This is a genomic window from Dolichospermum heterosporum TAC447 (genome assembly GCF_024584745.1).
In the GTDB taxonomy this organism is placed as follows: domain Bacteria; phylum Cyanobacteriota; class Cyanobacteriia; order Cyanobacteriales; family Nostocaceae; genus Dolichospermum; species Dolichospermum heterosporum.
This window is the reverse complement of record NZ_CP099464.1, coordinates 4301358-4314163: the sequence shown is the minus strand read 5'-3', so window position 1 is coordinate 4314163 and position 12806 is coordinate 4301358. Positions and strand designations below refer to the sequence as shown.

Here is a 12806-nt window from a genome sequence, read left to right as displayed (position 1 = left end):
GACTGTTCGAGTTCTGTCATGGAGATTGTTGTGGTGATCCTTGCTACAAAGCGGTCTTTTCTGACCCAGGTTGGGACGGTCTACCACTTCTTCTAACATACCTCTAAGATACAAGGTTGGGTTGAGCAGTAGCGAAACCCAACCTTATCAAGGATTTTGTTGGGTTTCGTTCCATTGCTCCGCAACGCTGACGCGAACAACCCAACCTTGTATCTTAGAGGTATGTTAGAGGGGGGAGTTAATAACTACCCCTTAACAGCTTTTAATTACAGCCAATAATTCACTGGGATGATGAATTAAAAAATCTGGATTTTGTTTGCTGAGGGCTTCGGAAGAATTAAAACCCCAACTGACAGCAATAACTTTGATATTGGCTTTTTTAGCAGATTCTATGTCTCTAGTTTCATCACCGACATAAATTACTGCTTCAGGTTTGAAATGTTTTTGTCGCAACACATTATTAATAATTGTGGTTTTACCAAAAATAGTTACTCCTGAATAAATAAAGTCAAACAAATAATCTAAGTTATGACATTTAAGAAATTGATTGACGTTTTCTTGAGAGTTAGAGGTAATAATTCCCATTTGATAACCTTGATTGTGGAGTTCTATTAATGCGGTATTAATTCCCTCAATAGGTTTTAATTCTGGGATTTTATGTTTTAATTCTCCTTTGACTTTTTTAACCATAAAAGGAATTTTGAATAGGGAAACACCGGAATATTTAATAATTTCTTTGGCTGTTAAATTTCTCAATAGGACTAGTTCTTGCGAATTAATCGGCACATATCCAAATTCCAAGGCTAAACGATTGGCAATAGTTACAAGAGCATCTACTGTATCAGCAATCGTCCCATCGAAATCAAAAATTATTACTTTCTGGGTCATTATTATGCCTGGATTTATCAAGATTAGCGCGAGCATTACGTCGTAACATTTCTGGTTTAATGCGTCGCAAGGCTGATGCTGTGAATCTTTTATCCCACTCCTCATTGGATATTTGGGCTAATTCTACCAGCTTGGGAGCTAAGTTTCCAGGATAGGGTTGAAAATCCTTGACATTAGTTGCTTGAGCAAATCGCTGATTCCAAGGACAAATATCTTGACAAATATCGCAACCTGCTATCCATCCTTGTAAATGGGGTGTGATGTCTGCGGGGAGTTCTTCGGCGCGGTTTTCAATGGTATGATAGGCAATGCAGCGATTAGCATCTACGATAAAGGGTTCGGTGATTGCACCTGTCGGACAGGCTTGCAAACAACGAGTACAGGTGCCACAATGTTGGGTGGATGGGCGATCGCTTTCTAGTTGCAGATTGGTTAATATTTCTGCCAAGAACACCCAAGAACCGTATTTTCTGGTAATCACATTCCCGTTTTTAGCAATCCAACCAATGCCGGCTTTTTGCGCCCAAACTTTATCTTGGACTGGCCCTGTATCTGCATAATAACGGGCTTTGACATTTTCGCCCAGGGATTCTAGCCAATTGGCTAGTTCTTTGAGCTTTTTGTGGATGACTTTATGATAATCTCGACCCCAGGCATAACGGGAAATTTTGCCGTATTCATCCCCCTGGGGACGTTGATGGGGGGTATAATAATTTAAGGCTACAGATATGAGCGATCGCACTTCTGGCATCACTAAATTAATATCCTCACGCTTGGGATTTTTCATCCATTCCATGTCGGCGTGATAACCCATTTTTAACCAAGCTTGCAATTTTTCTGTCTCTGTCGTCTCTAAATCACCGACAGCAGCAATCCCTACTTCGTGAAATCCCAATTCTTTGGCTTTTGCTTTGACTGCTGCGCTGTCTATTGAGATATATTCATTCATTTTTAACTATTATTGATTTTATGACGATGGTAATATTTTGAGTGGGTTATCTGTTCTTAACCCACTAAGTAGTGAGACAGAATTAATTACACAATGTCATTGCGTTAGCGCAGCGTGGCGTTAGCCATATATAACACAGTGAAATGAAGCAATCGCCATGGTTGTGATTGCTTCCCTTCCCTCGCAATGACTGTAAATATTTTTGTCCAATTACTTATTTTAACTGATTTCAATAACTTCTTGCTCAAAATTCTCTTTAAGAATCTTCTGGAAACACCCATTTTGGGGGTTCTGTGATTTTTTTCCGCAATCTTTCTTCAGCTATTTCTAGCATTTTGTCTAAAGAAGTTTCTTCGATGAATTTTGAAGCTGATTCTCGATACTCAATATTGGGACATTGATCACCTAAAACACACCCGTTGACACAGGCTTCAGCACAGTTAATTTTTTGTTCCACAATCAATTCCTCTCTAATGTGGGTGTTTTTATTTTGTAAATAAATTTTACAACAACACTTGGTAAGTGTAATTCGGGTGCGTCTTTCCAGTAACTCTTTCATCACGCTTTTAAAGTTGGGGGATAAGTGCTGCACCACTATCAGCATAGCACGCATACAATCAACACTTTCAAGCTTCAGAGTTATATATCTTGATAACGTATCCCATGTTGGGGGATATTAGTACCTAACCTATATAATTAGTGTTGGTTTGTAATTTTAACTTGTGATGACTCTACCTAACTGGATTACTTTTTCTCGATTGCTGGGAATACCTTTTTTACTTTATGGTTTATATAATCCCACAAATGAAGCCAAATGGATATGTTTAACTATATTTTTAATTGCGGCTTTAACTGATTGGTTAGATGGATATTTAGCCAGAAAACTCAACCAAATTAGCGAATTAGGTAAATTTCTTGATCCTTTAGTAGATAAATTATTGGTACTTGCACCATTATTAGTATTAGTAGAATTAGGAAAAATCCCAGCTTGGGCAGTGTTTATAATTTTAGCACGGGAATTAGCGATCGCCGGTTGGCGAGTTAATCAAACCACCATCACCGGGGCAAATATTTGGGGTAAACTGAAAACAGTGAGTCAAATCATTGCCATATCTTTACTAATTGCCCCCTTATCACCAACTTGGCAAACTCCGGTTTTAATTACCTTTTGGATATCTGTAATATTGACAATTGTTTCAGGAGTTATTTATCTAATTCCTCAAAAAATTAGCGAGTAAAATCAAAGTAGAGCAAATTAAATGTCGAAGATAGAAGGCTTTAGAGTTAGAAATTACAGAGTTATTCGTGATATCACTTTGGGGAAATTGTGGAACACACAAACTGCCAAGCCATTAACACCAATGACAGCCGTTATTGGTAAGAATGGTGTGGGAAAAAGTACCATTTTCGACACTTTTGGTTTTCTTGCCGATTGCTTAAAAAATGGAGTAGAAGAAGCTTGTTATGCTCATGGTCGTGGTGGCTTTGAGAAAATTCTCTCTCAAGGACAACAGGGAAGTATTGAGTTTGAAATCTATTATAAAGAAGATGGTAATGCCCGACCAATTACTTATGAATTAGCAATAGATATTGACTCTCTCGAAGACCTTATGTAAAAAAGAGAGACTCAGACAACGCAGAAAAGGACAAGGTAAGGGACAACCTTTTTCTTTTTTAATTCTCAATGAAGGCAGAGGAATCGCATGGAAAGGTGAACAAGAAGGCAAACAAGATGATTTTGATGTGTCAGATTTAATGGATAAAATCCAAAGGGGTGAAGCAGAAAAAGAAAGCAAAGAAACCGAAGTAGTTGAACTTGACGATAAGCGAAAACTGGGAATTGCTACTTTAGGTTCACTTAAACAACATCCCCGAATTTCTATGTTTAGAAGATTTATTGAAGGATGGTATTTAAGCTATTTTACACCAGATGCTGCCCGCAGTTTACCTCTAGCTGGACCACAAAAGCATTTAAATACTCATGGAGATAATTTAGGTAATGTAGTTCAGTTTATGGAAAGAGAACATCCAAAAAAGTTTCAATCCATACTGGAAAAAATAGCCAACAAAATTCCCGGTGTCAACAAGATTAGCACTTCCCCAAGTCCAGATGGAAGACTGCTTTTATGTTTCAATGACAAAGGGTTTCAAGACCCATTTTACTCTCAACAAATGTCAGATGGTACACTCAAAGTATTTGCGTATCTTCTGATGTTGGAAGATCCATCACCACCACCATTTTTGTGTATCGAAGAACCAGAAAATGGACTTTATCATAAACTTTTAGAAACTCTAGCTAGAGAATTTCGAGAACACACTACAGGTCAAAAAGGTGGATCACAAATATTTGTGACAACACATCAACCATATTTTGTAGATGCCCTTGAACCTGAAGAAGTTTGGATATTAGAAAAGGGCGAGGATGGATTTGCTAAAATTAAGCGGGCTAGTGAAGATTCTTTGATTAATAATCTTGTTTCTGAAGGGTTGCCCCTAGGTGGACTTTGGTACAGTGACTACTTGGACGCAAGGTGAATATATGCACTTTGAGATATTAGTTGAGGATGTTTCCGGCAAAACTACTCTTGAGATTCTTGTTCCAAAAATTATTAACCCCGAACAACACACATTTAATATTCATGCTTATAAAGGAATAGGGCATATTCCTAAAAATCTCATATCTAATTCTGATCCCAAAAAACGAATTTTGCTCGACCAATTACCGCGACTTATTCAAGGCTATGGTAAAACATTTGCCAGTTATCCTCCTAATTATCACGCTGTTCTGATCATTATTTGCGATCAATTGATAAAACATTCTCAATATTTACGTCGGGCTTGTGAGAAGTTATTTTATAAATTAACTCCAAATAAAATTCATTATTCCTTGGCAGTATGCGGTATTCTTTGATGTCCTTATGCTCTAAATTAGAAGGCATGGGAACATAAAAAGCGTCAAGCCCAAACCAAACTTTCACCTTACTACCCATCGGAAATCTTAGCTTACCGTCCTTTAGTTTAATAGCTTGTCCAGGAAAAGTTACGAGATTTAATCCAGGTTTTCGGTATCCAGGTAGCTTAGGTTTTTGAGTGACTGTACCATTTTTAATCCCTTTCAAAAGTCCAATATAAGACTTGAACGATTCCGCCACAGTTGTTAAACATTGCTGTGCAGCTTGAGAATACATTGCCCCAAAATGTGAATTACTTGCTAACTCACGATGCAAGTCAAACTTACCAGGAATTTTACCCGTCTTAAAAAACAATTGTCTGGCATAATAAGTCCCACAATTAGCAAGTTTATTTGACTCCCCACATAAGAACTCAAGAACCGCTCCTAATTCCTTGTTGGGACTGATTAGTATTTGCTGGCATCCATACATTGCGTTTTTCTCCCTTTGTCTTATAATAACACAATGTACTAACAACCGCAAGACATTATGAAAGATAAAACAGTATCAGTCCGACTCTCAGAACGCAGAAAACATAAGCTGTTTTTATATGCAGCGCAAAGAGAGAAAACAGTTACCGCATTGATAGAAGATTGGGTAGATAGCTTGAAACTCAAGGATAATAAGGATAATATTGAAGGCGGTTAAAACCTATCGTGTCGTTTTTCATCCCCTGTCTGAAGCACGAAAGACGAAACTAGCGTTCCTGTTTCTCAGGGGCTTTCAAACTTCCCGGTTTCCCTTGTAAGGGGGAGAGAGAAAACAACTTGGGCGGAAAAGATATCTCCTTTTATGGACATTGATAATAATCAATCATTAAGCTTCTGTTATTTTCGAGATCAGCTTCGACGTTTAAGTGGGCAGTAAAGCAAGAAATGGCAATAAAAAACCCTGGCGAAACTGACCAGGGTTGATTAGGAGAAAATTTGAATGACGATTAGATACAAATACCGAAGCGGGAAATTTTAGCTAACCCCCAAAGTAATTAGAACTATAGAAGTTAAAAGTAATATTGCTACTGCGCCTTGAAAAGCATACTTATTTTGTTGTGCCTTACTAGGAAATTCTGCGTGGTAAAGTCTTGGTTCTTTGGCGTAGTTGTTAAGAATGCCTTTTTCATCCGTTGTGGTATACATAATTTTTTTCTTTGGTTTGTTACCTTATGTAAACTAATATAACAAGATTGTTACAAAGTGTCAATAGAACTTGACAAAAAAATAATAGATGCTATTGATAAGCCCCATTTACAGCAAATTGTCATCAAACCCGGAACAAGAACCCCACCCCCAACCCCCTCCCCGCAAGCGATGAGGGGGCTAAGATGCAATACTGCTCGGTTGAGCCTGAAAAGTCATTATATGGTAGGTTGGGTTGTTCGCGTCGGCGTTGCGGAGCAATGGAACGAAACCCAACATTATCATTTTGTTGGGTTGCGCTATCGCTCAACCCAACCTACATTTCCTTAACCGACAAGTATTGGGCTACGATGTACCTTATATGATTGGAAATCGCTGTATTTGGAATCAGAGAAGAAGTCTTGTTGACAGCAGGCATAAAAAAACCCACCTCCGCGGGGTTCCAATGGGAAATTAGCGGAGGTAGGTGGAGATTAATGTAATTAAAAGCCGAAAAATGTTTTAGCAGTTCACAAACTAGTTGTAAACTGCTATGTAAAAAGAATTTCGTTTTAAATGGGCAGTACCAGACTCGAACTGATGACATCCTGCTTGTAAGGCAGGCGCTCTACCAACTGAGCTAACCGCCCGTTTCTTTCACTCAACTAATATAGCATAGCCTTTCTAAATTTTGCAAGTCTTTTGAGAAAAATTTTTTTGCTGGATGGAAAAGGCTGATGGGAATGGAATTGAGCTATACTGACTCAGGATTTCACTGTTAATTTTATATTTTTAATTTTCCTAAGATGCCCTCTGGTCAAACGCACGATCGCATTACTATTTGGTCTATGCCTGTGGTGGCGGGTGTAACGCTGGGTTCCACTCACAGCAGTAATATGACTTTGTTGGTGGCGGGTGGGTTTATGTTTGGGGGGCTAATGTTTGGTCCTGATTTAGATATTTACTCCCGTCAATTCCAGCGTTGGGGTTTTCTGCGGTGGATTTGGCTACCTTATCAAAAAAGTCTGCGCCATCGCTCTTTTTTATCTCACGGTCCGATTATTGGCACAACTTTACGGGTGGTGTATCTGACGACTTTTTTGGCGTTGGTGGCGATTGTGGTTGTGATGATTTTCGCCAAGTTGGGAAATGTGGCTTGGAACTGGGGGGAACTGTGGGGGACTGTGGGGAAGACCATCTATATGTATTATGGAGAATTTTTTGCCCTCTTTGTCGGCTGTGAACTCGGTGCAATGAGCCATTCTTGCAGTGATTGGACTGTTTCTGGTTATAAGCGCTTTCAAAAACAGGGTATTCAAGGTTTACTCCCTCGTGGCAAAATTAAGAAACGTAAAGTTAGCCCCAGTCGTCGCAGTGTCAAAAAGCGGTAAAAAGATGGAAATTAATCAGACTTTAGAGGCGTTACAAGAGTTAATAAATGTGGTGGCGAAATTGCGATCGCCTGAAGGTTGTCCTTGGGACTTGGCACAAACCCCATCAAGTCTAACTCCCTATGTGATTGAAGAGGCTTATGAGGTAGTAGACGCGATTCAAACTGGGGATAAACAGGCTATTGCTGAAGAATTAGGTGATTTATTATTACAAGTAGTATTACAGGCGCAAATTGCCCGTGAAGCGGGTGATTTTTCTCTGCAAGAAATCGCTGAGGGTATTTCTCAAAAGTTAATACGTCGTCATCCTCATGTATTTGCTGATGTGACTGTGGCAAATATGGAAGAGGTACACAAAAATTGGGAAACCATCAAAGCAGCGGAAAAAGGAGAAACTGTAGAAGAGCAAAAACTCAGTGATAAATTGAATCGTTATCGTCGCAGTCTTCCGCCATTAAATGCAGCTATGAAGATATCTGAAAAGGCTGCTAAGGTTGGTTTTGAGTGGAACAATGTAGATGAAGTTTGGGGCAAATTTCATGAAGAGTTGGGGGAATTTCAACAGGCTTTAGCTGAAGAAACTAAAGAAAGACAAGAATCCGAATTAGGTGATTTACTATTTGCCATTATTCAAATTGCCAGATGGCATAAACTTGATCCTAGTGCGGGTTTACAAGGGACAAGTCAGCGATTTATTCAAAGGTTGCAAAAAATGGAAGATGTAATTGAACGTCCGTTGACAGATTATAGTTTAGAAGAATTAGATGCCCTGTGGCAACAGGCTAAAGCTCAACTTGGTCATTAGAGGATGTTTGAAAAGTGTTATTCCGTAATTTTCATCACATTGCTACCCCCCTTAGTCCCCCCTTGTAAAGGGGGGAAACAATAAAAATCCAGTTCCCTCCCCTTGTAAAGGGGAGGGTTAGGGTGGGGTAAAAAATATTTGATACATCAACCATAACTTTTCAAACACCCTCTTAGACATCAGGTGAATTTAAATATTCTTTATGACTTTTCAAGAGGTCTATGAATGGTTAAATAAAAATGGAGTTTTGAAAAAGTTTGTCTACTTAGATGAAGAAATTTTAATCGCTTTAGATGGGACAGAATATTTCTCATCTAAGAAAATTAGTTGCCCTCATTGTAATTTTCGTAATCATCGAAATGGAACTACAACTTATTTTCATGGCTGTGTCACACCCATTGTAGTTTCTCCTAATCAAAAACAAGTAAAGTAATTAATTTAGAACCAGAATTTATTAAAAAACAAGATGGACATCAAAAACAAGATTGTGAAAATGCGGCTGTTAAAAGATGGTTAAATAAGAATCATCAAAATAAGTATGGTTATGCTGCAACCCTTTTAGGAGATGACTAAAATGCTAAAATAAAGCCAGATAGTGCGATTCGTTGTGAGTGAATCACGGTATCCAGTCCGTAAATAACCTCACCAATCCAATCTAGTAATAGAGAAGGTTGAACTCTCGGTCTGATATGGGTGAAAGTCCCATCTACCAGACTCAGGTATGACTCCCTATCTGCCCACACTGACCAGACTCGGTATCTGGAGGGTGAAGCTGGGAACAGGGCGCAATCAGACATCTGTTGTGGGGTGACACTGGCGCTAACGGGGAGTTCCTATGGTGAAACAGAGCCTAGAAAAACGACCTACTTTAGAGCAGGACACAACAACTAAACCTGACTCCACTGGAGATTAAATTCCCGCCGCATCTTATTTGAATAACGGCAAGAGTCCAGGGAATCCAGCGGTTGAAGTGGCTACACCTAACGGAACGAACAATCAACCGAGGGAACGAATAAAAACGGATTGAGGGTCTAAGGGCGGTCGAACCCTAAGTAGGCTGGACGAGCAGCAGAACTCCTTCAATTCGGGTAGGATGCGAAGTAATTTTCGCAAGGTGTTCAGAATACACAAATTGGAGCAGAGCATGATTAGACACAGAGATAACTCTAGTGAATCCTGGAAGACGTTACCTTGGAAGAAATTTCGCCGTAACCTATTCCGCCTACAAAAACGAGTGTACAAAGCGGTTCAAGTTGGCGACAAGCGCAAAGCTAAGTCCCTACAAAAACTGATTCTGAAATCAACCGCAGCAAGATTACTGGCTATTCGTCAAGTAACACAGCTAAATGCTGGGAAAAAAACAGCGGGAGTTGACGGTAAGACCGCGCTCACATTCGAGCAAAGGTTTCAACTGAGTGAAAAACTCAGAACCGAATGCAACGACTGGAAACACCAGGGATTGCGTGAAATACCCATCCCAAAAAAGGACGGAAAAACCCGGATTCTCAAAGTCCCCACTATTGCAGATAGGGCTTATCAATGCCTTGTCAAATACGCATTAGAACCAGCACACGAAGCAACCTTCCACGCTCACAGCTATGGATTTAGAACGGGGCGTTCAGCGCATGACGCACAAAAAACCCTGTTCAACAATCTACGCTCCATCGCCAATGGAATAGACAAACGAGTTATAGAACTCGATATCGAAAAATGCTTCGATAGGATAAACCACACCGCCATCATGGATAGACTCATCGCTCCCAAGAGTATAAGACAGGGAATATTCCGATGTCTCAAAGCCGGAGTTAATCCAGAGTTTCCCGAACAAGGAACACCTCAAGGTGGTGTAGTAAGTCCATTATTAGCTAACATCGCCTTAAATGGGATTGAAAGTATTCATAGATATCATAGGACATCTAATCAAAGAATCACTGACAAAACCCCCAGGAAAGATATTACCGAACCAACAATCCGTTATGCGGATGACATGGTAATAATACTCAGACCTCAAGACGATGCCACAGAAATACTCGACAAAATCAGTCAGTTCTTAGCAGAGCGGGGAATGAAAGTCAGTGAGAAAAAGACAAAGCTAACCGCCGCGACGGATGGTTTTGATTTCCTCGGCTGGAACTTCAAAGTCCAGAAAAACGGAAAATTTAGATGTGTCCCTTCAGTGGACAACTTTAAAGCTTTTCGCAAGAAAGTAAAATTCATCGTCAACAACTCGAACTATGGTGCTACCACAAAGGCTGAGAAATTAGCTCCGGTAGTTAGAGGCTGGAGGAATTACCACCGCTTCTGCAAGATGGATGGGTCGAAGTTTTCCTTATGGCACATCAATCACAGAGCATTCAAGGTATTCAACAAGGAAACTAAACAGAATCGCCATACTAGCCAAGAGCTAATAAAAAAGGCATTCCCAGCAGTTCCTTACTCCGAAAACAAACATATCAGCGTTAAAGGTGAGAAATCACCCTACGACGGAGATTTGAGTTATTGGAGCGAACGTAACAGCAAGCTCTATGACAGTCATACCTCTAAAGCCATCAAACGGCAAGACCATAAATGTGGTCATTGTGGATTAAAAATGCTTAGTGACGAAAAGGTACATCTACACCATGTAGATGGAAGTCATACGAACTGGAAAACTAATAATCTTCTAGCCATTCATGAAAGCTGCCACGATTACATACACATGAGCAAAAGCGAAAGCTAAGAACGTCGGAAGCTGGGTGCGGTGAAAGTCGCACGCCCAGATTTAACAGAGAGGGGCGGGAAATAATATTCCCCCTCGACTCTAACCAACAAAAGTAAAATTGTAATTTTTTATGAAAACACATTCAAATGGATAAAATTTTTATTCTTGTTGACATGAATCATCAATAGGTAAATAGGTTCGTGTGATAAAATCCAAATATATTGGGTTTTGTAAAATTGCTAAAACTCAACAACAATAACGGATTGAATCAACCTTACATACCGTTACATGATTTGAATTTTTCCAGCTAACCTACTGCTAACCAAAGTTGACGAGAATTGAGAATAAATCCATTATCTATGATTTTTGAAAAAGCCCAGTAATCAAGCATTCTTTATGAGTAACACAGAAGTAGTCGTAATTGGTAGCGGTATTGGCGGATTGAGTTGTGCTGCACTCTTGGCACGCTATGGAATTGATGTCACAGTAGTAGAAAGCCACTCCATTGCCGGTGGTGCGGCTCATGCTTTTGAACGCAATGGCTACAAGTTTGAGTCTGGACCCTCTTTATATTCTGGTTTATCCTATAGCCCTTCACCTAATCCCTTACGTCAAGTTTTAGATGCCATTGGCGAAGATTTACCCTGCGTCAATTACGATACCTGGGGTTGTTATTTACCAGAAGGCTACTTTGATGCTCAAGTTGGTGCTGACCAATTCTGTGAAATATTGCAACAAGTGCGGGGAGATGAAGCTGTAGCAGAATGGCGCAAACTCCAGGAAATTATGACACCTTTGGGTAAGAGTGCCACTGCTCTCCCACCCTCTGCCTTACGCTACGATTTAGGTGCGGTGTTAACTATGGGTAAATTTGCCCCAGCTTTACTGCAACAGGCCGCTAACGTGATCAAATTAACAGGGTCTTTTTCTAACATTATTGATGGTGTAATCACAGACCCTTTTATTCGCAACTGGTTAGATTTACTTTGCTTTTTGTTATCTGGATTACCCGCAAATGGAACAATAGCCGCAGAAGTGGCTTTCATGTTTGCAGATTGGTATCGTCCTCATGTGCAGTTAGATTATCCGATTGGGGGAAGTGGTGCATTAGTTGATGCACTGGTACGGGGGTTGAATAAACATGGTGGTAAGTTAGTTTTAAATGCTCATGTGGAGCAAGTTTTAGTAGAAAATAACCGTGCTGTCGGGGTACGTCTACGGAGTGGTCAAGAAATCCGAGCCAGTAAAGCTGTTGTTTCTAATGCTTCTGTGTGGGATATGCTCAAACTCATTCCTGAAGGTGCTGTCCCTAAACGGTATGTAGAAAAGCAACAAGCAACTCCTGAATGTGATAGTTTTATGCACCTGCATTTAGGTATTGATGCAGCAGGATTACCTGAGAATCTAGGTATTCACTACATTGTAGTTAACGATTGGGACAAAGGCATAACTGCACCGCAAAATGTGGTAGTTGTATCTATTCCTTCAGTTCTTGATTCGTCTTTAGCACCAGTGGGTAAGCACGTGATTCACGTTTATACTCCTGGTAATGAACCTTATGCTATTTGGCAAGGACAGGAACGCAATAGAGAAGAATATGCGTTGTTAAAACAAGAACGTGCAGAAGTGATGTGGCAAGCTTTGGAAAGAATTATTCCTGATATTCGTTCCCGTTGCGAAGTTAGTTTGGTGGGTACTCCCCTCACTCATGGGCGATTTTTGCGTCGTCATCATGGTAGTTATGGACCAGCTATAGCGGCAGGTAAGGGTTTATTTCCTGGTGGGAATACACCTTTGTCGGGGTTGTTGTGTTGTGGAGATTCGACTTTTCCGGGGATTGGGTTGCCGGCTGTGGCTGCTAGTGGGATGATTGTTGCTAATACTATTGCGCCTGTGCAGCAACATTTACAATTACTCAGTGATATTTTTTAGTAGCGATCGCTTATTGAGAGAGAAGGGAAAGGATAAGCGATAGCGAAGTGCCGCTGCCAGCAAATCGCATAATA

13 protein-coding genes, 1 tRNA gene and 1 pseudogene are annotated in these 12806 nt (G+C 40.1%); 10 read left to right on the top strand and 5 right to left on the bottom strand.

The genetic code is table 11. The annotated features are described in order from the left end of the window. Window positions 1-252 precede the first annotated feature (252 nt). The 3 genes from NG743_RS19455 to NG743_RS19445 all read right to left on the bottom strand — a co-directional run bounded on the left by NG743_RS19455 (window position 253) and on the right by NG743_RS19445 (window position 2294). Entirely contained in the window at window positions 253-888 is a 636-nt protein-coding gene (locus tag NG743_RS19455; RefSeq protein ID WP_027402318.1) for an HAD-IA family hydrolase, read from the bottom strand. Further along, the gene (queG, locus tag NG743_RS19450) at window positions 863-1837 is read right to left on the bottom strand and encodes a tRNA epoxyqueuosine(34) reductase QueG (protein ID WP_027402317.1); all 975 of its coding nucleotides are present in this window, start codon (window positions 1835-1837) and stop codon (window positions 863-865) included. Before queG ends, NG743_RS19455 begins: the two co-directional genes overlap by 26 nt. Window positions 1838-2093: 256 nt before the next feature. Then, entirely contained in the window at window positions 2094-2294 is a 201-nt protein-coding gene (locus NG743_RS19445; RefSeq protein WP_027402316.1) for a hypothetical protein, read from the bottom strand. A gap of 268 nt (window positions 2295-2562) precedes the next feature. Between NG743_RS19445 and pgsA the strand changes: the two genes are divergently transcribed. The 5 genes from pgsA (at window position 2563) to NG743_RS19420 (ending at window position 5436) form a co-directional block, all read left to right on the top strand. Next, the gene (gene pgsA / locus NG743_RS19440; RefSeq protein WP_027402315.1) at window positions 2563-3075 is read left to right on the top strand and encodes a CDP-diacylglycerol--glycerol-3-phosphate 3-phosphatidyltransferase; all 513 of its coding nucleotides are present in this window, start codon (window positions 2563-2565) and stop codon (window positions 3073-3075) included. A gap of 21 nt (window positions 3076-3096) precedes the next feature. After that, on the top strand, window positions 3097-3453 hold the full coding sequence (locus NG743_RS19435; protein WP_257120709.1) for an AAA family ATPase: 357 nt from the start codon (window positions 3097-3099) through the stop codon (window positions 3451-3453). After that, window positions 3428-4372: an AAA family ATPase gene (locus NG743_RS19430; RefSeq protein ID WP_257120708.1), complete on the top strand. Its 945-nt coding sequence runs from the start codon at window positions 3428-3430 to the stop codon at window positions 4370-4372. Before NG743_RS19435 ends, NG743_RS19430 begins: the two co-directional genes overlap by 26 nt. Then, entirely contained in the window at window positions 4350-4748 is a 399-nt protein-coding gene (locus tag NG743_RS19425) for a hypothetical protein (protein WP_257120707.1), read from the top strand. Before NG743_RS19430 ends, NG743_RS19425 begins: the two co-directional genes overlap by 23 nt. Before the next feature lie 529 nt (window positions 4749-5277). Continuing rightward, window positions 5278-5436, top strand: coding sequence for a hypothetical protein (locus tag NG743_RS19420; protein WP_257120706.1), 159 nt, complete (start codon window positions 5278-5280; stop codon window positions 5434-5436). A gap of 317 nt (window positions 5437-5753) precedes the next feature. Here NG743_RS19420 and psb34 read toward each other — a convergent pair whose 3' ends face one another. Both psb34 and NG743_RS19410 read right to left on the bottom strand, forming a co-directional pair. After that, complete coding sequence (psb34, locus tag NG743_RS19415; RefSeq protein WP_035081681.1) at window positions 5754-5924, bottom strand: photosystem II assembly protein Psb34; 171 nt, start codon at window positions 5922-5924, stop codon at window positions 5754-5756. A gap of 556 nt (window positions 5925-6480) precedes the next feature. Next, window positions 6481-6553 (bottom strand) — tRNA-Val (locus NG743_RS19410). A gap of 156 nt (window positions 6554-6709) precedes the next feature. Between NG743_RS19410 and NG743_RS19405 the strand changes: the two genes are divergently transcribed. From NG743_RS19405 to NG743_RS19385, 5 genes and pseudogenes are all read left to right on the top strand, one after another. Continuing rightward, window positions 6710-7294 (top strand): metal-binding protein, encoded by a 585-nt coding sequence (locus NG743_RS19405; protein ID WP_027402311.1) that lies wholly within the window; start codon window positions 6710-6712, stop codon window positions 7292-7294. A 4-nt stretch (window positions 7295-7298) separates the two neighbouring features. Further along, window positions 7299-8099: a nucleoside triphosphate pyrophosphohydrolase gene (gene mazG / locus NG743_RS19400; RefSeq protein WP_257120705.1), complete on the top strand. Its 801-nt coding sequence runs from the start codon at window positions 7299-7301 to the stop codon at window positions 8097-8099. Between the two features lie 205 nt (window positions 8100-8304). Then, a pseudogene (locus NG743_RS19395) lies at window positions 8305-8669 on the top strand (ISNCY family transposase); the annotation flags it as partial. 574 nt (window positions 8670-9243) lie between these two features. Then, window positions 9244-10818: a group II intron reverse transcriptase/maturase gene (locus NG743_RS19390; RefSeq protein WP_257120704.1), complete on the top strand. Its 1575-nt coding sequence runs from the start codon at window positions 9244-9246 to the stop codon at window positions 10816-10818. 378 nt (window positions 10819-11196) lie between these two features. After that, a complete protein-coding gene (locus NG743_RS19385; protein WP_257120703.1) occupies window positions 11197-12732 on the top strand; it encodes a phytoene desaturase family protein in 1536 nt (511 codons plus the stop codon). Window positions 12733-12806: the final 74 nt, after the last annotated feature.